Origin of the sequence: Pseudomonas sp. RL, assembly GCF_000647775.1 — a bacterium.
In the GTDB taxonomy this organism is placed as follows: Bacteria; Pseudomonadota; Gammaproteobacteria; order Pseudomonadales; family Pseudomonadaceae; genus Serpens; species Serpens flexibilis.
In genome coordinates this window covers 1-19,476 of record NZ_JBOY01000005.1, presented here as the reverse complement: position 1 = coordinate 19,476, position 19,476 = coordinate 1, and the positions used below count along the sequence as shown (strand labels likewise).

Here is a 19,476-nt window from a genome sequence, read left to right as displayed (position 1 = left end):
TGTGACAGCCATGGGCAAGGTATTTGCCATCGCCAACCAGAAGGGTGGGGTCGCCAAGACCACCACCTGCATCAACCTGGCAGCTTCGCTGGTGGCCACCAAGCGCAAGGTGCTGCTCATCGACCTTGATCCACAGGGCAACGCCACCAGTGGCAGCGGTGTGGACAAGTCCGCCGTCGAGCTGACCATCTACGATGTGCTGCTGGGCAACTGCAGCGTCGACGAGGCGCTGCAGCACTGCGAACACGGCGGCTATCCACTGCTGCCGGCCAACCGTGACCTCACCGCCGCCGAGGTGGAGCTGCTCAAGGTGCCGAACCGCGAGTTGCGCCTGCGCGAGGCCCTGGCGCCGGTGCGCGACCGTTTCGACTACATCCTGATCGATTGCCCGCCGACCCTGTCCATGCTGACCGTCAACGCCCTGGCCGCGGCGGACGGGGTGATCATTCCCATGCAGTGCGAGTACTACGCCCTGGAAGGTCTGACCGATCTGGTCAACTCCATCCAGCGCATCGCCCAGGCGCTCAATCCCGGGCTGAAGATCGAAGGCCTGCTGCGCACCATGTACGACCCGCGCATCAGCCTGGCCAACGAAGTGTCCGAGCAGCTCAAGGCGCATTTCGGCGACCGTCTCTACGACACCATCATTCCGCGCAACGTGCGGCTGGCCGAAGCGCCCAGCTACGGCATGCCCGCGTTGGCCTACGACAAGCAATCCCGCGGGGCGCTGGCCTATCTGGCGCTGGCCGGCGAACTGGCGCGCCGCCAGGCCGCAGTCCCCGCCTGACTCAAGGAACCCGCATGGCGATCAAGAAAAAAGGTCTCGGACGTGGACTCGATGCCCTGCTCGGCGGAGCCAGCGTGACCGCCATGCAGGAAGAGGCCGCTACGGCCGACCAGCGCGAGCTGCAACACCTGCCGCTCGACCTGATCCAGCGCGGCAAGTACCAGCCGCGTCGCGACATGGACCCCGAGGCCCTGGAGGAGCTGGCCCATTCGATCCAGGCCCAGGGCGTCATGCAGCCGATCGTGGTGCGCCCGATCGGCGACAACCGCTACGAGATCATCGCCGGCGAGCGCCGCTGGCGGGCCAGCCAACAGGCCGGACTGGAAAAGATCCCGGCCATGGTGCGTGAAGTGCCCGACGAGGCCGCCATCGCCATGGCGCTGATCGAGAATATCCAGCGCGAGGACCTCAACCCCATCGAGGAAGCGGTGGCCTTGCAGCGGCTGCAGCAGGAATTTCAGCTGACCCAGCAACAGGTGGCCGATGCGGTCGGCAAGTCGCGGGTGACCATCAGCAACCTGCTGCGCCTGATCGCCCTGCCTGAGGAAATCAAGACCTTGCTGGCTCATGGCGACCTGGAGATGGGGCATGCGCGCGCCTTGCTGGGCCTGCCGGCGGAACGCCAGGTGGAAGGTGCGCGGCATGTTGTCGCACGCGGGCTGACCGTGCGGCAGACCGAAGCCCTGGTGCGTCAGTGGCTTAACGAGAAGGAGCGTCCGGCGCGCGAGGAGCGCGCGGACCCCGATATCGAGCGACTGGAGCAGCGGCTGGCGGAGCGCCTGGGCTCACCCGTGCAGATCCGTCATGGACAGAAAGGCAAGGGCCAACTGATCATCCGCTACAGTTCTCTGGACGAGTTGCAGGGCGTCCTGGCGCATATCCGCTGAAACACTTCACATTCGGCGATAGTCGGAAATCCACCATAAGGCGGTTGAGTGCCAGAGGGGACCACCCTATACTCGCCCCGCATTTTTCGGCGGCGGGTCCGCCGAGCCAATGGGACGATCGGTGAACTACCGCAACAAGACACCGCTGTATCGCCTGCCGGTTTTCCGGGTGTTGCGGGCGCAGAGCCTGGTGATGCTGGTCGCAGCCCTGTGTGGCACGGTCCTGTTCGGCCGGCTCACGGGGTACTCCATGCTTCTGGGCGGACTGATTGCCCTGTTGGCCAATGTGTATTTCGCGTTCAAGGCCTTTCGTTATTTTGGCGCGCGATCGGCCCGGGCCATCGTCCAGTCCTTCTGGGCGGGCGAAATGGGCAAGCTGATTCTGACAGCAGCGCTGTTCGCGCTGGTGTTCGTGGCGGTAAAGCCCTTGCAGCCGCTCGCTCTGTTCACCGGCTACCTGCTGGTGCTGGGCACGGGGGCAAGCGCATTGCTGCTGCTGAAAAACAATCCGAAGCATTGAGCATTTTGAGGCGACTATGGCAAGCACCCCGGCTGAGTATATCCAGCACCACCTGCAGAACCTGACCTATGGCAAGTTGCCGGAAGGCTATGTTCGCGCAGATGGCAGCGTCCTCGATCAGGCCACCTGGACCGTCGCCCAGACCGGCGCCGAAGCCCAGGCCATGGGCTTCATGGCCGTCCACCTGGATACCCTGGGCTGGTCGCTGCTGATGGGCTTCATCTTCATCTTCCTGTTCCGCATGGTTGCCAAGAGCGCCACCGAAGGCGTGCCTGGCAAGCTGCAGAACCTGGTGGAAATCAGCGTCGAGTTCATCGAAGGCATCGTCAAGGACACCTTCCATGGTCGCAATCCCGTCATCGCGCCGCTGGCCCTGACCATCTTCGTCTGGGTGCTGCTGATGAACAGCCTGAAGTGGATCCCGGTCGACTACATCCCGGGCATCGCCACCCTGCTGGGCCTGCCGGCCTTCAAGATCGTGCCGACCGCCGACCCGAACGGCACCTTCGGCCTGTCGCTGGGCGTGTTCATCCTGATCCTGTTCTACAGCGTCAAGGTCAAGGGCGTCGGCGGCTTCGCCAAGGAACTGGGCTTCACCCCGTTCAAGCACTGGTCGCTGATCCCCTTCAACCTGTTCCTCGAAATCCTCGGTCTGCTGACCAAGCCGCTGAGTCTGGCTCTGCGTTTGTTCGGCAACATGTATGCCGGTGAGGTGGTGTTCATCCTCATCGCACTGCTGCCGTTCTACGTGCAGTGGGCACTGAACGTGCCGTGGGCGATCTTCCATATTCTGGTGATCCCGCTGCAGGCGTTCATCTTCATGGTGCTGACCGTGGTGTACCTCAGCGCTGCCCATGAAGAACACCACTGAGCAACGCTCGATCCTTTGCAAACCCTAACCCCTTAGCTTCAGGAGCTTTACATGGAACTCGTCATCATCGCCGCCTCTATCATGATCGGTCTGGGTGCTCTGGGCACCGGCATCGGCTTCTCCATCCTGGGTGGCAAGCTGCTGGAATCCACCGCTCGTCAACCCGAGCTGGCTCCCCAGCTGCAAACCAAGACCTTCCTGATGGCCGGTCTGCTCGACGCCGTTCCGATGATCGGTGTTGGTATCGCCATGTACCTCATCTTCGTTGTTGCTCCCAGCGTCGCTGGCTAATCAATGATTACTTCCGGGCGGCGGCGCCTGAGGCCCGCCACCCGGCTGCAATCACTGTGAAACAACGAAATAGCATGAGGTAGATCAGTGAACATTAATCTGACGCTGCTCGGTCAAACGCTCGCCTTCGCTATTTTCGTCTGGTTCTGCATGAAGTTCGTCTGGCCGCCGGTAACGGCCGCCATGAGTGCCCGCCAGAAGAAAATCGCCGAAGGTCTGGATGCCGCCGGCCGTGCGCAGCAAGACCTGAAACTGGCTCAGGAGAAGGTGTCCAACACCCTCCGCGAGACCAAGGAACAGGCTGCCCAGATCCTCGAGCAGGCGAACAAGCACGCCAACTCGATCATCGAGGAAGCCAAAGAACAGGCTCGCGCCGAAGGCGAACGCCTGATCGCCGGTGCCCGCGCCGAAATCGAACAGGAAGTGAACCGCGCCAAGGATCAACTGCGCAACCAGGTGGCGGCTCTGGCCGTGGCCGGTGCGGAGAAGATTCTGGAGTCCCAGGTGGACGCCAAGGTACACAACGATCTGGTCGAAAAACTGGCCTCCCAACTCTAAGCGAGGCGAGCGATGATCAATACCCAGACGCTTGCTCGGCCTTACGCCAAAGCCGCTTTCGAGGTCGCCAGCGCGGCCGGTCGTGCGGATGCCTGGTCGGCCATGCTGAACCTGGCAGCCGTCGCCGTCGAAGTTCCCGAAGTCGCCGCGTTGCTGAACGACCCGCGCCTGACCCGCGAAAGCAAGGTCGAGGCTCTGGTTCGTCTGTTCGGTAGCGATATCGACGAAGCGTTCCGCAATTTCGTGCTGACCCTGGGCGAGAACGATCGCCTGGCGGTGCTGCCGACCGTGCGCGAGCTGTTCGAGGAGCTCAAGGCCGAGTCCGAAAAAACGCTCGATGCGCAGGTGGAAACCGCGTACGAGCTTAGCAACGAGCAACTCCAATCCTTGGCTGCCGCCCTGTCCAAGCGACTAGATCGCACCGTCAACCTCCAGCAGGCGGTGAATCCTGCGCTGATCGGCGGCGTCGTGATTCGCGCCGGCGACGTGGTTGTCGACGGTTCGGTCCGCGGCAAACTGAGCCAGTTGGCCGAATCGTTGAAATCCTGATTTGAGGGTCATGGCATGCAGCAACTGAATCCTTCCGAGATTAGTGAAATCATCAAGCAGCGCATCGAGAAAACCGATGTCGCCGCTCAAGCCCGCAACGAGGGCACCGTCGTCAGCGTTTCCGACGGTATCGTGCGCATCTTCGGTCTCGCCGACGTCATGTACGGCGAAATGATCGAATTCCCCGGTGGTGTCTACGGCATGGCGTTGAACCTGGAGCAGGACTCCGTGGGCGCCGTGGTGTTGGGCAGCTACCTGAGCCTGAAGGAAGGCATGAGCGCCAAGTGCACCGGCCGCATCCTGGAAGTCCCGGTCGGTCCGGAACTGCTGGGTCGCGTGGTCGATGCCCTGGGCAACCCGATCGATGGCAAGGGCCCGATCAACGCCAAGCTGACCGACGCAGTCGAGAAGGTCGCTCCGGGCGTGATCTGGCGTAAGTCCGTGGACCAGCCGGTGCAGACCGGTTACAAGTCCGTTGACGCCATGATCCCGGTCGGCCGTGGCCAGCGCGAGCTGATCATCGGTGACCGTCAGATCGGCAAGACCGCCATGGCGATCGACGCGATCATCAACCAGCGCAACAGCGGCATCAAGTGCGTCTACGTGGCCATCGGCCAGAAGCAGTCCACTATCGCCAACGTGGTTCGCAAGCTGGAAGAGCACGGCGCCCTGGCCAATACCATCATCGTTGCCGCTTCCGCCTCCGAGTCCGCCGCCCTGCAATACCTGGCGCCGTACTCCGGTTGCACCATGGGCGAATACTTCCGCGACCGCGGTGAAGACGCCCTGATCGTGTACGACGACCTGTCCAAGCAGGCCGTTGCCTACCGCCAGATTTCCCTGCTGCTGCGTCGTCCGCCGGGACGTGAAGCCTACCCGGGCGACGTGTTCTATCTCCACAGCCGCCTGCTGGAGCGCGCTTCCCGCGTGTCCGAAGAGTACGTGGAGCAGTTCACCAAGGGCGAAGTGAAGGGCAAGACCGGCTCGCTGACCGCACTGCCGATCATCGAAACCCAGGCTGGCGACGTTTCCGCGTTCGTTCCGACCAACGTGATTTCCATCACCGACGGTCAGATCTTCCTGGAATCGGCCATGTTCAACGCAGGCATCCGTCCGGCCGTCAACGCCGGTATCTCGGTATCCCGCGTGGGTGGCGCCGCTCAGACCAAGATCATCAAGAAGCTGTCCGGTGGTATCCGTACCGCGCTGGCCCAGTACCGTGAACTGGCTGCGTTCGCGCAGTTCGCTTCCGACCTGGACGAAGCGACCCGCAAGCAGCTGGAGCATGGTCAGCGTGTCACCGAGCTGATGAAGCAGAAGCAGTACGCGCCGATGTCCATCGCCGAGATGGCCGTTTCGCTGTACGCCGCCGAGCGTGGCTACCTGGTCGACGTTGAAGTGTCCAAAGTGGGCGCCTTCGAGCAGGCCCTGATCGCGTACTTCCAGCGCGAGAAGGCCGACCTGCTGGCGAAGATCAACGAGAAGGGCGACTTTAACGACGACATCGATGCCGGCATCAAGGCGGGTATCGAAGCGTTCAAAGCCACCCAGTCCTGGTAAGCCGCAGCGGGAGCCGCAAGGCTCCCGCCTGCTAACCCGAAAGGTGTGAAATGGCAGGCGCAAAAGAGATTCGCAGCAAGATTGCGAGCATCAAAAGCACGCAGAAGATCACCAGCGCCATGGAAAAGGTGGCGGTCAGCAAGATGCGCAAGGCACAAATGCGCATGGCTGCCAGCCGCCCCTATGCGGAGCGGATCCGTGAAGTGATCGGTCACCTGGCCGACGCCAATCCGGAATACCGTCATCCGTTCATGGTGGAGCGCCCGGTCAAGCGAGTCGGCTACATCGTCGTCTCCACCGACCGTGGTCTGTGCGGCGGCCTGAACATCAACCTGTTCAAGGCCCTGATCAAGCACATGAAGGAATGGCACGACCAGAAGGTCGAGGCCGACCTGTGCGTGATCGGCAACAAGGGCGCAAGCTTCTTCCGCAGCTTCGGCGGCAACGTGGTCGCGGCGATCGGCAACCTGGGCGAAGCCCCGTCGATCAATGACCTGATCGGCAACGTCAAGGTCATGCTGGACGCCTTCCACGCCGGCCGTATCGACCGTCTGTACCTGGTGTCGAACAAGTTCATCAACACCATGACCCAGAAGCCGAACATCGACCAGCTGCTGCCCCTGGCATCGCTGGACGCCGGCGAGACCCCGCGCAAGGGTCTGTGGGACTACCTCTACGAGCCGGATGCCCAGCAGTTGCTGGATGCCCTGCTGGTTCGTTTCATCGAGTCCCAGGTCTATCAGGGTGTGGTCGAGAACGGTGCTGCCGAGCAGGCTGCGCGGATGATCGCCATGAAGAGCGCCACCGACAACGCCGGTGAGCTCATCAGCGAACTGCAACTGGTCTACAACAAGGCCCGTCAGGCTGCGATCACTCAAGAGATTTCGGAAATCGTCGGCGGCGCTGCCGCGGTTTAAGAACGGTTCAAATATTCAGAGGAACCAAACATGAGTAGTGGACGTATCGTTCAAATCATCGGCGCCGTCATCGACGTGGAATTTCCGCGCGATCAGGTGCCGAACGTCTATGACGCGCTGAAAGTTCAAGGCGCGGCAACCACCCTGGAAGTCCAGCAGCAGCTGGGCGACGGCATCGTCCGTTCCATCGCCATGGGTTCCACCGAAGGCCTCAAGCGTGGCCTGGACGTGACCAACACCGGCGCCGCCATCGCCGTTCCGGTCGGCGCAGGTACCCTGGGCCGCATCATGAACGTGCTGGGCGAGCCGATCGACGAAGCTGGTCCGATCGCCACCGACGAGCATTGGGGCATCCACCGCGCCGCGCCGAGCTACGCCGATCAGGCGGGCGGCAACGAGCTGCTGGAAACCGGCATCAAGGTTATCGACCTGGTCTGCCCGTTCGCCAAGGGCGGTAAGGTCGGTCTGTTCGGTGGCGCCGGCGTCGGCAAGACCGTGAACATGATGGAACTGATCAACAACATCGCCAAGGCGCACAGCGGTCTGTCCGTGTTCGCCGGCGTGGGCGAGCGTACCCGTGAAGGGAACGACTTCTATCACGAAATGAAGGACTCCAACGTCCTCGACAAGGTGGCGATGGTGTACGGCCAGATGAACGAGCCGCCGGGAAACCGTCTGCGCGTCGCCCTGACCGGCCTGACCATGGCCGAGAAGTTCCGTGACGAAGGCCGTGACGTTCTGCTGTTCGTCGACAACATCTACCGTTACACCCTGGCCGGTACCGAAGTGTCCGCGCTGCTGGGTCGTATGCCGTCCGCAGTGGGTTACCAGCCGACCCTGGCCGAGGAAATGGGCGTTCTGCAAGAGCGCATCACCTCCACCAAGATCGGTTCGATCACCTCCGTGCAGGCCGTTTACGTTCCCGCGGACGACCTGACCGACCCGAGCCCGGCGACCACCTTCGCCCACCTCGACGCCACCGTCGTACTGTCCCGTGACATCGCCTCCCTGGGTATCTACCCGGCCGTGGACCCGCTGGACTCCACCAGCCGTTCGCTGGACCCGCTGGTGGTTGGTCAGGAGCACTACGAGACCGCGCGTGGCGTGCAGTACGTGCTGCAGCGCTACAAGGAACTGAAGGACATCATCGCCATCCTGGGTATGGACGAACTGTCCGAGACCGACAAGCAGCTGGTGGCCCGCGCTCGTAAGATCCAGCGCTTCCTGTCCCAGCCGTTCCACGTGGCCGAAGTGTTCACCGGTGCCCCCGGCAAGTACGTTCCGCTGAAGGAAACCATCCGTGGTTTCGCTGGCATCCTCGCTGGTGACTACGATCACCTGCCGGAGCAGGCGTTCTACATGGTTGGCACCATCGACGAAGCCATCGAGAAAGCCAAGAAACTGTAATGGGTCGCGCCCGGCAACGGGCGCCGTACCAGGGCGGGGGCAACCCCGCCTGACCTGACTACCGAGGCATTTGTATGGCTATGACAGTCCATTGCGACATCGTCAGTGCAGAAGAGCAGCTGTTCTCCGGGCTGGTGGAAATGGTCGTTGCCCATGGTCACCTCGGCGACCTGGGTATCCTGCCCAACCACGCGCCCCTGCTCAGCGACCTCAAGCCCGGCCCGGTGCGCGTGATCAAGCAGGGCGGTGAGGAAGAAATCTTCTACATCTCCGGCGGCTTCATCGAAGTGCAGCCGAACATGGTGAAGGTGCTTGCCGATACCGCCACTCGCGCCAAGGACCTCGACGAGGCTGCCGCCCAGGAGGCCATCAAGGCCGCCGAGAAGGCCCTCAACGAGAAGGGCGCCGAGTTCGATTACGGTTCGGCCGCCGCTCGCCTGGCCGAGGCCGCTGCCCAGCTGCGGACCATCGAGGCGATGCGCAAGAAGTACGGCCGCGGCTGATCGCCACGCCGTATTTTCCGCAAGACGAGAAAGGGTAGCTTCGGCTACCCTTTTTTCATTTTGGAAGGGCCGTACGGCCCTGCATGAAGCCCAGCGCGCACGGCGTTCGCCGGCGCCCCGTTCAGGATCTTTCCATGTCGCTCGATATCGTCATTCTCGCTGCCGGCCAGGGTACCCGCATGCGTTCGGCCCTGCCCAAGGTTCTCCATCCGGTCGCCGGCAAGCCCATGCTCGGCCACGTCATCGACACCGCCCGCCAACTTGCGCCGCAAAGCATCCAGGTGGTGATCGGCCATGGTGCCGAGAAGGTGCGCGAGCGCCTGGCGGCCGATGACCTGTCCTTCGTGGTGCAGGAGCAGCAACTGGGCACTGGCCACGCTGTGGCCCAGGCGCAGCCGCATCTGAGCGCCGAGCGTGTGCTGATCCTCTACGGCGATGTGCCGCTGATCGAACCCGCTACGCTGCAGCGCCTGCTGGAGCAGGTGAACGCGCGTCAGCTCGGCCTGCTTACCGTCGAACTGGCCGATCCCACCGGCTATGGTCGCATCCTGCGTGACGGGCACGGCGAAGTGCAGGCGATCGTCGAACACAAGGATGCCAGCGAGGCGCAGCGCGCCATCCGCGAAGGCAACACCGGCATCCTCGCCGTACCTGGCCACTGCCTGGGCGACTGGCTGGGGCGGCTGTCCAACAGCAACGCCCAGGGCGAGTACTACCTGACCGACGTGATTGCCATGGCCGTGGCCGACGGCCTGCGCATCGCCACCGTACAAGCCGCCGACGAGATGGAAGTACTGGGCGCCAACGACCGCATCCAGCTCGCCCAGCTGGAGCGCCACTACCAGGGCCGTGCCGCGCGCCGGCTGATGGCCCAGGGCGTGACGCTGATCGATCCGGCGCGTTTCGACCTGCGCGGCGAGGCCAGTGTGGGTCGCGACGTGCTGATCGACGTCAACGTGATCCTCGAAGGCAAGGTCATCATCGAGGACAACGTGCAGATCGGCCCGAACTGCGTGATCAAGGATTCCGTGCTGCGTGCCGGCGCCGTCATCAAGGCCAATTCGCACCTGGAAGGCGCGCAAGTCGGCGAGGGCGCCGACTGTGGTCCGTTCGCCCGCCTGCGCCCGGGCGCCGTGCTGGGCAAGAAGGCCCACGTCGGCAACTTCGTCGAGCTGAAGAACGCGGTGCTCGGCGAGGGCGCCAAGGCCGGTCACCTGAGCTACCTGGGCGATGCCGAGATCGGTGCGCGCACCAACATCGGCGCGGGCACCATCACCTGCAACTACGACGGCGCCAACAAGCACCGCACGGTGATGGGCGAGGACGTGTTCATCGGCTCCAACAGCTCGCTGGTGGCGCCGCTCAACCTGGGCGCCGGCTCGACCACCGGTGCCGGTTCGACCATCACCCAGGACGTGCCGGCCGACAGCCTGGCGGTTGGGCGCGGCAAGCAGCGCAACATCGAAGGCTGGAAGCGTCCGGTGAAGAACAAGCCCTGAGGCCAGTCCGCTCCCACGGAAAGCGCGCTAGCGATCAGCTTTCGCTTGCCGCTGCGCCCGCTGCTATGTTTTGATTCGCGCCCTGAAAGTTTCGGATCGAAACATGTCGCTTCCCAAACGCAACACCTTGCAGCGTCGCCACGCCATTCTCAGCCTGCTCGCCGAGCAGGGTGAGGTGGGTGTCGACGCCTTGGCCAAGCGTTTTTCCACCTCCGAAGTCACCATCCGCAAGGACCTGGCGGCGCTGGAAAAGAACGGGCTGCTGCTGCGTCGCTATGGCGGCGCCGTGCCGATGCCCCAGGAACTGATTGCCGAGGAGCAGGCACAGACCGCTTCCCCCTGGAAGCAGGCCATCGCCCGCGCTGCGGTGGGGCTGATTCGCGAGCATGCGCGGGTGATCATCGACAGCGGCAGCACCACCGCCGCGATGATTCCGCAGCTGGGCCGCAAGCCCGGTCTGGTGGTGATGACCAACTCGTTGAACGTGGCCAACGCGCTGCGCGAGCTGGAGCATGAGCCGGCGCTGCTGATGACCGGCGGAACCTGGGACCCGAACTCGGAATCCTTCCAGGGTCAGGTGGCCGAGCAAGTGCTGCGTTCCTACGATTTCGACCAGCTGTTCATCGGTGCCGACGGCATCGACCTGGAGCGTGGCACCACCACCTTCAACGAACTGCTCGGCCTGTCGCGGGTGATGGCCGAGGTGGCCCGTGAAGTCATCGTGCTGGTGGAGAGCGACAAGATCGGCCGGCGCATTCCCAACCTGGAGCTGCCCTGGGCGCAGATCCATACCCTGATCACCGATACGCGCCTCGAAGACGACGCGCGCAGACGCATCGAGGCCCATGGCGTGAGGCTCATCTGTACCGCCATGGCCGAGCACCCCTAAGGAGAAACAACCATGTGTGGCATCGTAGGCGCCGTCGCCGAACGCAACATCACGCCGATCCTGCTCGAAGGCCTCAAGCGCCTGGAATACCGCGGCTATGACAGCGCCGGCATCGCCGTCATCGACAGCGATGGCCAGCTGATGCGCCTGCGCCGCTCCGGCAAGGTCGCCGAGCTGGAACAGGCCCAGCAGCAGGAGCCCCTGGCCGGGCGCATCGGTATCGCCCACACCCGCTGGGCCACCCATGGCGCACCCTGCGAGCGCAACGCCCACCCGCACTTCTCCAGCAACGAGATTGCCGTGGTGCACAACGGCATCATCGAGAACCACCAGGCGCTGCGCGAGCAGCTGAAAGGCCTGGGCTACCTGTTCACCTCGGACACCGACACAGAGGTCATCGTCCACCTGCTGCACTACAAGCTGCACGAGATGGGCGACCTGGCCGCGGCCCTCAAGGCCGCCGTGCAGGAACTGCATGGCGCCTATGGCCTGGCGGTGGTCGCCGCCAGCCAGCCGGACCGTCTCCTCGCCGCACGCAGCGGCAGCCCGCTGGTGGTGGGCCTGGGCCTGGGCGAGAACTTCCTGGCCTCCGACCAGTTGGCCCTGCGCCAGGTGACCGACCGCTTCCTCTACCTGGAAGAGGGCGACATCGCCGAGATCCGCCGCGACAGCGTGCGCATCTGGGACATCGAAGGCCGCGAGGTACAGCGCGAAACCCTGCAACTGCAGGAAGGTGCCGAGGCCGCGGACAAGGGCGAATACCGCCACTTCATGCTCAAGGAGATCCACGAGCAGCCCAAGGTGGTGCAGCGCACCCTGGAAGGCCGTCTGGCCGACGATCAGGTGCTGGTGCAGGCCTTCGGCCCGCAGGCCGCCGAGCTGTTCGCCAAGGTGCGCAACGTGCAGATCATCGCCTGCGGCACCAGCTTCCACGCCGGCATGGTGGCGCGCTACTGGCTGGAAGGCCTGACCGGCATTCCCTGCCAGGTGGAAGTGGCCAGCGAGTTCCGCTACCGCAAGGTCGCGGTGCAGCCCGACACGCTGTTCGTGACCATCTCCCAGTCCGGCGAAACCGCCGACACCCTGGCCGCGCTGCGCAATGCCAAGGGCGCCGGCTACCTGGCCAGCCTGACCATCTGCAACGTGGCCACCAGCTCGCTGGTCCGCGAATCCGACCTGTGCCTGCTGACCAACGCCGGCCCGGAAATCGGCGTGGCGTCCACCAAGGCCTTCACCACCCAGCTGGTCGGCCTGCTGCTGCTCACCCTGGCCCTGGGCCGCAGCCAGCAGCGCCTGGCCACTGGCCTGGAGGCCGAGCTGGTCGGCGAGCTGCGTCGCCTGCCCAGCCGCCTCGGCGAAGTGCTGGGCATGGAAAAGGCTGTGGAAAAGGTCGCCGAACTGTTTGCAGAGAAGCATCACACCCTGTTCCTCGGCCGTGGCGTCCAGTACCCGGTGGCCATGGAAGGGGCGCTCAAGCTCAAGGAAATCTCCTACATCCACGCCGAAGCCTACCCGGCCGGCGAGCTCAAGCACGGCCCGCTGGCCCTGGTGGACAGCGACATGCCGGTGGTCACCGTGGCGCCCAACGACGAGCTGCTGGAAAAGCTCAAGTCCAACCTGCAGGAAGTGCGCGCCCGTGGCGGCCAACTGATCGTCTTCGCCGACGAACAGGCCGGCATGGACAAGGAAGATGGCGTGCAGGTCATTCCCATGCCGCATGTGCACGAGGTGTTGGCGCCGATCTACTACACCCTGCCGCTGCAGCTGCTGTCCTACTACGTTGCCGTGCTGCGCGGCACCGACGTCGACCAGCCGCGCAACCTGGCCAAGTCGGTGACCGTGGAGTAATTCGTACCTGTCCGACCACTTGGTCTGGTCGGTCTGTTGTTGCTGCACTGCTTAAAAAAAGAAGCCGCATCTGCGGCTTCTTTTTTTCGTATCGGCCGCCTCGCCAGCTCGCCTCGTCACCCCGGCATATGCCTGAACTAATTCGCGCATCGTCCGCTCTACAGCTGAGCCTGCTTCGCTAATCCGGTCAGGACTGGAAGCGAGCGACCCGCAGAGGCGCGGCTGCCCGTCCATGGCTTCGACGGTGGTCGCATTGGGTGGATGGGCTTGGCCAGGTTGCATGCGCCATGACGAAAACCAGCGAGCTGATCGTTTGCGAGTACTGCGATGCGGTCTATCGCAAGACGTCTCTGGCGCGCCACCAGCGCTCGGTTTGCGTGCGTTGCGGGGGCGTTCTGCAGCGGCATGTCGGCCTTACCGTACAGCAGCGCCTGGCCCTGAGCGTGACGGCCGCGATCCTGATGGTCTACGCCCACTTCTATCCCGTGATGAGCATCAGGCTGCAGGGCGTGAGCAACTCCGCGACGCTGTGGGACTCGGTCCAGATCCTCAGTCAGGGCTCCATCACCTTCATCGCGCTGGTAGCCGCACTGACCATCATCATCGCGCCCGTCCTGCAGGTGCTGTTGCTGATCTGGGTGTTGGCGTTCGCCATGCTCCGGCGTCGCTCGCCGGCGTTCGCGCTGTGCATGCGCGGGCTGGAGAGCCTGCGGCCGTGGAACATGCTCGAAGTGTGCCTGCTCGGTGCGCTGGTGGCGGTGATCAAGCTGGCCGGCATGCTTGATGTGATACCCGGCGCGGGGCTGATCGCGCTGGCCGCCCTGAGCGTGGTGCTGATCTACATCGCCGGGCGCGATGTGCGCGACCTCTGGGACAGGTTATGAACGAGCCACCGCTGGCCATCACCCTGAACCTGTGCCTGTGTCACGGCTGCGGCCTGGCCTGCGACATGCAGGGGAATCCACAGCGCTGCGTCCGCTGTGGCGCGCCGCTGCACTGGCGCAAGAGCGATGCGATTGCCCGCAGCTGGGCCTACCTGCTCGCGGCACTGGTGCTCTACATACCCGCCAATGTGGTGCCGGTCATGCACACCAGCATGTTCGGCAGCAGTGGCGGCAGCACCATCATCGGCGGCGTCGTGGAGTTCTGGAAGGGCGGCGCCTGGGATATCGCACTGATCATCTTCATCGCCAGCGTCGGCGTCCCCTGCATCAAGTTCCTGGGCCTGTCCCTGCTGCTGATCACCACGCAGCGGCACAGCGACTGGGCACTGCGCCAGCGCGCGCAGCTCTATCGCTTCATTGAAGTGATCGGCTACTGGTCGATGCTGGATGTGCTGGTCGTGGCGCTGGTCGCCGCGCTGGTGCAGATGCAGGAGCTGGGCACCATCGAACCCCGCCCGGGCATCCTGTTCTTCGGCCTGGTGGTGGTGTTCACCATGCTCTCGGCCATGAGTTTCGATCCCCGTCTGATCTGGGACGGCGCGACACCCCGGAGGGACGGCTGATGCAGCAGACGCCGCCGCAACCGGCTCCCATCAAGACCCGGCGCTGGAACGTGTCGCTGGTGTGGATCGTGCCGATCGTGGCCCTGCTGGTGGGCGCCTCGCTGGTGGTGCGCAACTGGATGCAGGAAGGTCCGACGCTCACGATCACCTTCAGGACCGGGGAAGGCCTGGTGGCCAACAAGACGGAGGTCAGGTACCGCAACCTGGTCATCGGCCAGGTGACCTCGATCAAGCTGGCCGAGGACAAGAAAAGCGTGAAGGCCACGGTGCGTCTGTCCAAGGAAGCGGAGTCCTTCGCCAGCGAGGATTCCCAGTTCTGGGTGGTGCGTCCGCGCATCGGAGCCGGCGGCGTCACCGGGCTGGATACGCTGTTATCGGGCAGCTTCATCGGCGCCGACGCCGGCCAGTCCGCGCGGCGCGCCGAACATTTCACCGGGCTCGAATCTCCGCCGCCCATCACCTACGGCGAGGAGGGCAAGCGCTTCCTCCTCTCGGCGCCGGACCTTGGTTCGCTGGACATTGGCTCCCCCATTTACTATCGCCGGATCCCGGTGGGCCAGGTGATTTCCTATGCCCTGGACGCCGATGGCGGAAGCGTCACCATCGAGATCTTCATTCGCGCCCCCCACGACGCGTATGTCACGCAAAACTCCCGTTTCTGGAATGCCAGCGGCATCGATGTGACCCTGGACGCCAAGGGCATCCGGGTCGATACCGCGTCGCTGGCCGCGATGCTGGCCGGCGGATTGGCCTTCCGTTCCCCGGAGTACGCCGCCGACGGGCCGCCCGCTGCCCAGGGGCAACGTTTCGAGCTGTTTGCCGATGAGCAGAGCGCACTGGCACCGCCCACTGGCCAGGCGAAATTCATTCGCCTGCGTTTCGATCAAGCGTTGCGCGGGCTGGCGGTCGACGCGCCGGTCGAGTTCATGGGCGTCGAGTTCGGCAAGGTCGTGGCGGTGAAGCTGGACTTCGATGAGCAGAAGCAGTCGTTCCCGGTCATGGTAGACGCGGTGGTCTATCCGGATCGCCTCGGGCCGGCCCATGCCAAGATGCTCAAGGCGCTCAAGCACTCCCCCGACGACGAGATGGCCACGGCGCGGCTCATCGGCAATTTCGTGGAGCATGGCCTGCGCGCCCAGGCCCGCAGCGGCAACCTGCTGACCGGCCAGCTGTACATCTCCCTGGACTTCTATCCGGACGAGCCCGCGGTGGCCGTTGATCTGTCGGAACGGCCGATTCGCATTCCCACGGTGCCAGGTGATCTGGAGCGTGTTCAGGAGCGCTTCCAGCGCCTGGTCGACAAGCTGAGCCAGCTCCCGCTCGAAAGCATCGTCACCAATCTGGATGGGAACCTGAACGAGCTGCGGCAAGGGCTGCGCTTCTTCAATCGGCAGACCCTGCCGGGCCTGCAGACCACCCTGGAAGAGCTGCAACAAACCCTGGAGTCGGCCAATCGTACGCTGGCCGATGACTCCCCGCAGCGCCAGCAACTCAACCAGGCCATCACCGAGCTGCGACGCATGTCACGCTCCCTGCGCGAGCTGACCGACTACCTGGGCCGGCATCCCGAATCGCTGATCCGGGGCCGCCCGAAATCCTCGGAACCCTGAGGGGAGTGAGCCCATGTCGATGCAGCCCGTAAACCTCACGAGTCGCCTGGCTCCGGCGTTAGGCATCGTTCTGGTGCTGATCCTCACGGGCTGCGCGAGTGAGCCGGTCAACTTTCATACGCTGGTGCCTGCCTATGGGGCGCCGGCCGACGGCCAGGCACCGGGCTTGGATATCCGTATTCAGCAGGTGACCGTGCCGGCCCAGGTGGACCGTACGCAAATCGTCATTCGCCAGGGACGCAGTGGCCTGGCCGTGCTCGAAACCGAGTGGTGGGGCGCCCCGCTGGTCGACGAAATCCACAGCGCATTGCAGTACCGGCTGAATCCACCGCCGGGTTCCCCGCCTACCCAACCCAAGGCTGCGCTTTGGGTCGACGTGCAACGCTTCGATTCGGTGCTTGGGGAGTACGCCCTGCTGGACGTGAAATGGCGGCTCAAGCCGGCGGTTTCGAGCGCCGAGACGCTGTGCCATACGGTGCTGAAAACGCCGGCCGGCGCCGACATGGAGGCACTGGTGAATGCGCATCAGACCAATCTGATCGCCCTGGCGGCGTTGATTGTCGACGCCAGTCATGGCCGATTGCGCAGCTGCGCGGGCGGCGGGTAGGTCGGGGCCATTCGGGAAGAAGGAGCGCTGGCAGGCACGAGGCTGGTCGCGCAGGGCAGGGTGCCACATCCACCGTCCGGTGCGTGGTTTCGCTGGACGCCATCAATCCCTCGTCAAGGCAGGAGCGACACCATGAAACGTTCGAGTACCGCACTCTCCGGGCTGCTGTTTTCCGCCCTGTTGCTCGGTGGCTGTGCATCCAAAGACGTCACCCAGCCGGAGCAGTACTCCGGATTCCTTTCCGACTATTCGCAGCTGCAGCCGGCGGTGTCGGCCACCGGCCAGCCGGTGATGCGCTGGATCGCCCCAGGCGTGAAGGTGGGCAACTACAAGTACCTGCAAATCCGCTCGGTCGATTTCTACCCCAAGCCGAGCGCCTCCGAGCAGATCAGCAACCAGACCCTGGATGAGCTGCGGGTCTATGCCCGGCAGCAGATCTCCGCGGCCTTCGGTCGTCGCTTCCAGTTGCTCGACCCCAACGCGGCGCCGCGTCCGCAGACCCTGGTATTGAGGGCGGCCGTCACCGGCGTGGACACCAAGGCCGAAGGGCTCAAGGCCTATGAGGTGATTCCCATCGCATTGGTGGTGGCGGCTACCACCACGGCCGCGGGGAGCCGCGACCGGACGACGGAGCTGTTCGTCGAGGCGGAAATGCTGGATGCCTCCACCGGTCAGCCGGTGATGCGCGTGGTGCGCAAGGGCTATGGGCAGGAACTCGAGAACCGCGAGGAGCAGGTGACCCTGGACACGCTCAAGAGCGTGATCGACACCATCGTCAACGATATCGAGCGCTTCCAGGACTGAGCGCTGCAGCGATCAGGGTCGGCCGGGCTAGCCTGCGAGGGCGCGCCCGCGCCGCCGCTGGCGCAAGGAGGCCAGCAGATGCACCATCAGGCCGGCGTACAGGCTGATGGCAATGAACAGGCTCATGCGCACCGCGAAGGCATGGTAGACATCCTGCCCGTTGGCGCTGTCCTGCACCGACAGGCCGAGCAGGATGAGCATGGTCACCTGGGTGTTCAGCCAGAACCCCGGGCTGTGCCGACTTGGCCGCAGGCCATGGAGCTTGCGCGCCAGCAGCAGGCCGACCAGCAGCATCCACAGGAAAAACATCCACAGGTGCACGAACAGGCCCAGCGCCCACCAGAACAGGATGGCCAGCAGGCCGCCCAGCAATGTCGAGCCGAGCAGTTCCCGGATGGCCGTGCGCACCGGGGTGCCGCTGCTCTGCTGGCCGAGGCTGACCGCCTTGAGAATGATCGCCAGGTAGGCGGACGGGTCGATCAGCGCCAGCAGGTAGGCCGGCATCACCACCAGCGTGGCCTGCAGGGCCAGCCAGTCGGCCTCCTCGGACAGCGGCGGCGCCGCCGGCGCGGCCGTTGCACTGGGCGGTTCGGGAAACAGCACGTGGCCAACCCATAGCGCCAGCACGGCGAGCAGCAGGCCCTGGACCAGGGCGCCGATCACCGCCAGCGCCAGGGCGAACTCGAGGCTGCCCAGTGCGGAAATCATCGTCAGCCCGATCACCAGGAAGGTGGTCACCAGGGCGCTGCCCTCGCCCCGCAAGCCGCGGCGAAAGCTCAGGAACAGCGCCACGGCCACCAGCAGCAGGGCCGTCAGCGGGGTGTGTCGCAGCAGCGGAATCAGCAGCAGCCCACCGCTGGTGGTGAGCACCACCAGCACGATCAGCCCCAGGCAGGCCTTGAGCGGCAGCGGCTGGTGGAGCCGGACGAGCAGGAAGGTGGCCAGCAACGGGGCAATGAAGGGCAGGGGCAGGCCGAGGCCGAAGCTGGCCGCCAGGCACAGCGCGGTGCCGGAGGCCAGGCGCAGCGCCCGCCGGGCGCGGGGATCAGTAGGCATAGGCCAGCCAGCTCATCAGGCGCAGGAACAGGCGGCCGAGCAGGTTGAGGGGATTGCCCCGGCTGGGAAAGGCCATGACATCGGCCTGACCGCCGACGCGGATGCCCCGCAGGCTGGTCAGCTCGCCAGGATCGATCTCGACGATCACCGGGAAGCGCTGGGCCGGGCGCAGCCAGTCGTGACTGTTCTGCACGCTCGGCAGGCTGCCCGGCGGGGTACTGGAACCGACACTGACGCCATAGCCGACGCTGCGTACCCGGCCGGCGAAGACCCGGCCGGGCAGGGCATCCAGCACGATGCCCACCGGCGTGCCGGGCACCACCCGGCCCAGGTTGTTCTCGGTCATCTCCGCCTGGATCCAGACATCCTGCAGGGTGATCAGGGTCATCACCGGATTGCCGGCCACGGCGAACTGGCCGACGTCGGTGCGCAGGTCGGTGATCAGCCCGGCGGTGCGGGCCCGTACCTGGGTGTTGGCCAGGTCCAGCTCGGCCTTTTCCAGGGCGGTGGCGGCGCTGCGCAGCAGGGCGTTCTGCTCCTCGCTGCCGCCCTGTTGTTCGCGCGCACGCTGCACCTCGGCCTCGGCCATCGCCACCTGGCTGTCGGCCTCGGCATGGCTGGCCCGCGAGACCTCCAGACGGCGCAGGGAGATGGTGCCCGGGTCGTCCCGGTACAGGCGTTCGAGGCGCTCGCGGTCCTGCCGGGCCTTGAGCGCATTGGCCCGGGCCGCCGCCAACTTGGCCAGCGCCGAGTCGATGCCGGCGGTGCTGGCGGCGATCTGCCGGCGGGTCGACTCCAGATCGGCG

At 64.8% G+C, this 19,476-nt stretch carries 21 protein-coding genes; 19 read left to right on the top strand and 2 right to left on the bottom strand.

The annotated features are described in order from the left end of the window. Positions 1 to 10 precede the first annotated feature (10 nt). The 19 genes from AS93_RS0101475 (at position 11) to AS93_RS0101385 (ending at position 17,614) form a co-directional block, all read left to right on the top strand. On the top strand, positions 11 to 787 hold the full coding sequence (locus tag AS93_RS0101475) for a ParA family protein (RefSeq protein WP_027588923.1): 777 nt from the start codon (positions 11 to 13) through the stop codon (positions 785 to 787). Between the two features lie 14 nt (positions 788 to 801). After that, positions 802 to 1,674 carry a ParB/RepB/Spo0J family partition protein gene (locus AS93_RS0101470; RefSeq protein WP_027588922.1) on the top strand — a complete coding sequence of 291 codons (873 nt, stop codon included), beginning with the start codon at positions 802 to 804 and terminating at the stop codon, positions 1,672 to 1,674. A 121-nt stretch (positions 1,675 to 1,795) separates the two neighbouring features. Continuing rightward, a complete protein-coding gene (locus tag AS93_RS0101465) occupies positions 1,796 to 2,194 on the top strand; it encodes a F0F1 ATP synthase subunit I (protein ID WP_234702712.1) in 399 nt (132 codons plus the stop codon). Positions 2,195 to 2,210: 16 nt separating this feature from the next. Next, positions 2,211 to 3,065 carry a F0F1 ATP synthase subunit A gene (atpB, locus tag AS93_RS0101460; RefSeq protein WP_027588920.1) on the top strand — a complete coding sequence of 285 codons (855 nt, stop codon included), beginning with the start codon at positions 2,211 to 2,213 and terminating at the stop codon, positions 3,063 to 3,065. 51 nt (positions 3,066 to 3,116) lie between these two features. Then, positions 3,117 to 3,356, top strand: a complete 240-nt coding sequence (atpE, locus tag AS93_RS0101455) for a F0F1 ATP synthase subunit C (RefSeq protein WP_027588919.1) — start codon at positions 3,117 to 3,119, stop codon at positions 3,354 to 3,356. 87 nt (positions 3,357 to 3,443) lie between these two features. Then, a complete protein-coding gene (locus AS93_RS0101450) occupies positions 3,444 to 3,914 on the top strand; it encodes a F0F1 ATP synthase subunit B (RefSeq protein WP_027588918.1) in 471 nt (156 codons plus the stop codon). Positions 3,915 to 3,926: 12 nt separating this feature from the next. Next, a complete protein-coding gene (locus AS93_RS0101445) occupies positions 3,927 to 4,463 on the top strand; it encodes a F0F1 ATP synthase subunit delta (RefSeq protein WP_027588917.1) in 537 nt (178 codons plus the stop codon). A gap of 15 nt (positions 4,464 to 4,478) precedes the next feature. Further along, a complete protein-coding gene (atpA, locus tag AS93_RS0101440; RefSeq protein ID WP_027588916.1) occupies positions 4,479 to 6,023 on the top strand; it encodes a F0F1 ATP synthase subunit alpha in 1,545 nt (514 codons plus the stop codon). Between the two features lie 50 nt (positions 6,024 to 6,073). Beyond that, the gene (gene atpG, locus AS93_RS0101435) at positions 6,074 to 6,940 is read left to right on the top strand and encodes a F0F1 ATP synthase subunit gamma (RefSeq protein WP_027588915.1); all 867 of its coding nucleotides are present in this window, start codon (positions 6,074 to 6,076) and stop codon (positions 6,938 to 6,940) included. Positions 6,941 to 6,970: 30 nt separating this feature from the next. Further along, positions 6,971 to 8,347 carry a F0F1 ATP synthase subunit beta gene (gene atpD, locus AS93_RS0101430; protein ID WP_027588914.1) on the top strand — a complete coding sequence of 459 codons (1,377 nt, stop codon included), beginning with the start codon at positions 6,971 to 6,973 and terminating at the stop codon, positions 8,345 to 8,347. 74 nt (positions 8,348 to 8,421) lie between these two features. Then, the gene (locus AS93_RS0101425; protein WP_027588913.1) at positions 8,422 to 8,850 is read left to right on the top strand and encodes a F0F1 ATP synthase subunit epsilon; all 429 of its coding nucleotides are present in this window, start codon (positions 8,422 to 8,424) and stop codon (positions 8,848 to 8,850) included. 134 nt (positions 8,851 to 8,984) lie between these two features. Beyond that, entirely contained in the window at positions 8,985 to 10,349 is a 1,365-nt protein-coding gene (glmU, locus tag AS93_RS0101420; protein WP_027588912.1) for a bifunctional UDP-N-acetylglucosamine diphosphorylase/glucosamine-1-phosphate N-acetyltransferase GlmU, read from the top strand. A 103-nt stretch (positions 10,350 to 10,452) separates the two neighbouring features. Further along, entirely contained in the window at positions 10,453 to 11,238 is a 786-nt protein-coding gene (locus AS93_RS0101415; RefSeq protein WP_037008356.1) for a DeoR/GlpR family DNA-binding transcription regulator, read from the top strand. A gap of 12 nt (positions 11,239 to 11,250) precedes the next feature. Further along, complete coding sequence (gene glmS / locus AS93_RS0101410; RefSeq protein ID WP_027588910.1) at positions 11,251 to 13,086, top strand: glutamine--fructose-6-phosphate transaminase (isomerizing); 1,836 nt, start codon at positions 11,251 to 11,253, stop codon at positions 13,084 to 13,086. Between the two features lie 287 nt (positions 13,087 to 13,373). Next, a complete protein-coding gene (locus AS93_RS0101405) occupies positions 13,374 to 13,970 on the top strand; it encodes a paraquat-inducible protein A (RefSeq protein WP_027588909.1) in 597 nt (198 codons plus the stop codon). Continuing rightward, a complete protein-coding gene (locus AS93_RS18555; protein WP_037008355.1) occupies positions 13,967 to 14,593 on the top strand; it encodes a paraquat-inducible protein A in 627 nt (208 codons plus the stop codon). The genes AS93_RS0101405 and AS93_RS18555 overlap by 4 nt, the downstream gene beginning before the upstream one ends. Next, positions 14,593 to 16,203: an MlaD family protein gene (locus AS93_RS0101395; protein WP_037008354.1), complete on the top strand. Its 1,611-nt coding sequence runs from the start codon at positions 14,593 to 14,595 to the stop codon at positions 16,201 to 16,203. Before AS93_RS18555 ends, AS93_RS0101395 begins: the two co-directional genes overlap by 1 nt. 19 nt (positions 16,204 to 16,222) lie before the next feature. Further along, on the top strand, positions 16,223 to 16,810 hold the full coding sequence (locus AS93_RS0101390) for a PqiC family protein (RefSeq protein WP_051587302.1): 588 nt from the start codon (positions 16,223 to 16,225) through the stop codon (positions 16,808 to 16,810). A gap of 132 nt (positions 16,811 to 16,942) precedes the next feature. Next, entirely contained in the window at positions 16,943 to 17,614 is a 672-nt protein-coding gene (locus tag AS93_RS0101385; RefSeq protein ID WP_027588906.1) for a DUF3313 domain-containing protein, read from the top strand. 27 nt (positions 17,615 to 17,641) lie between these two features. Here the strand turns inward: AS93_RS0101385 and AS93_RS0101380 are convergent, their stop codons facing one another. Together AS93_RS0101380 and AS93_RS0101375 are read right to left on the bottom strand one after the other, a co-directional pair. Further along, positions 17,642 to 18,670: a DUF2955 domain-containing protein gene (locus AS93_RS0101380; RefSeq protein ID WP_027588905.1), complete on the bottom strand. Its 1,029-nt coding sequence runs from the start codon at positions 18,668 to 18,670 to the stop codon at positions 17,642 to 17,644. Continuing rightward, positions 18,660 to 19,476, bottom strand: an 817-nt coding sequence (locus tag AS93_RS0101375; protein WP_027588904.1) for an efflux RND transporter periplasmic adaptor subunit, incomplete at its 5' end; no start/stop codon positions are given. The genes AS93_RS0101375 and AS93_RS0101380, both read right to left, overlap by 11 nt.

What these genes read in the sequence shown, in the direction of transcription:
- AS93_RS0101390 (WP_051587302.1), top strand. Translation starts at nt 16,223, where the DNA reads ATGCAGCCCGTAAACCTCACGAGTCGCCTGGCTCCGGCGTTAGGCATC.
- atpB (WP_027588920.1), top strand. Translation starts at nt 2,211, where the DNA reads ATGGCAAGCACCCCGGCTGAGTATATCCAGCACCACCTGCAGAACCTG.
- AS93_RS0101380 (WP_027588905.1), bottom strand. Translation starts at nt 18,670, where the DNA reads ATGCCTACTGATCCCCGCGCCCGGCGGGCGCTGCGCCTGGCCTCCGGC.
- AS93_RS0101425 (WP_027588913.1), top strand. Translation starts at nt 8,422, where the DNA reads ATGGCTATGACAGTCCATTGCGACATCGTCAGTGCAGAAGAGCAGCTG.
- AS93_RS18555 (WP_037008355.1), top strand. Translation starts at nt 13,967, where the DNA reads ATGAACGAGCCACCGCTGGCCATCACCCTGAACCTGTGCCTGTGTCAC.
- AS93_RS0101405 (WP_027588909.1), top strand. Translation starts at nt 13,374, where the DNA reads ATGACGAAAACCAGCGAGCTGATCGTTTGCGAGTACTGCGATGCGGTC.
- atpG (WP_027588915.1), top strand. Translation starts at nt 6,074, where the DNA reads ATGGCAGGCGCAAAAGAGATTCGCAGCAAGATTGCGAGCATCAAAAGC.
- glmU (WP_027588912.1), top strand. Translation starts at nt 8,985, where the DNA reads ATGTCGCTCGATATCGTCATTCTCGCTGCCGGCCAGGGTACCCGCATG.
- AS93_RS0101475 (WP_027588923.1), top strand. Translation starts at nt 11, where the DNA reads ATGGGCAAGGTATTTGCCATCGCCAACCAGAAGGGTGGGGTCGCCAAG.
- atpD (WP_027588914.1), top strand. Translation starts at nt 6,971, where the DNA reads ATGAGTAGTGGACGTATCGTTCAAATCATCGGCGCCGTCATCGACGTG.
- atpA (WP_027588916.1), top strand. Translation starts at nt 4,479, where the DNA reads ATGCAGCAACTGAATCCTTCCGAGATTAGTGAAATCATCAAGCAGCGC.
- AS93_RS0101415 (WP_037008356.1), top strand. Translation starts at nt 10,453, where the DNA reads ATGTCGCTTCCCAAACGCAACACCTTGCAGCGTCGCCACGCCATTCTC.
- glmS (WP_027588910.1), top strand. Translation starts at nt 11,251, where the DNA reads ATGTGTGGCATCGTAGGCGCCGTCGCCGAACGCAACATCACGCCGATC.
- AS93_RS0101470 (WP_027588922.1), top strand. Translation starts at nt 802, where the DNA reads ATGGCGATCAAGAAAAAAGGTCTCGGACGTGGACTCGATGCCCTGCTC.
- atpE (WP_027588919.1), top strand. Translation starts at nt 3,117, where the DNA reads ATGGAACTCGTCATCATCGCCGCCTCTATCATGATCGGTCTGGGTGCT.
- AS93_RS0101395 (WP_037008354.1), top strand. Translation starts at nt 14,593, where the DNA reads ATGCAGCAGACGCCGCCGCAACCGGCTCCCATCAAGACCCGGCGCTGG.
- AS93_RS0101385 (WP_027588906.1), top strand. Translation starts at nt 16,943, where the DNA reads ATGAAACGTTCGAGTACCGCACTCTCCGGGCTGCTGTTTTCCGCCCTG.
- AS93_RS0101445 (WP_027588917.1), top strand. Translation starts at nt 3,927, where the DNA reads ATGATCAATACCCAGACGCTTGCTCGGCCTTACGCCAAAGCCGCTTTC.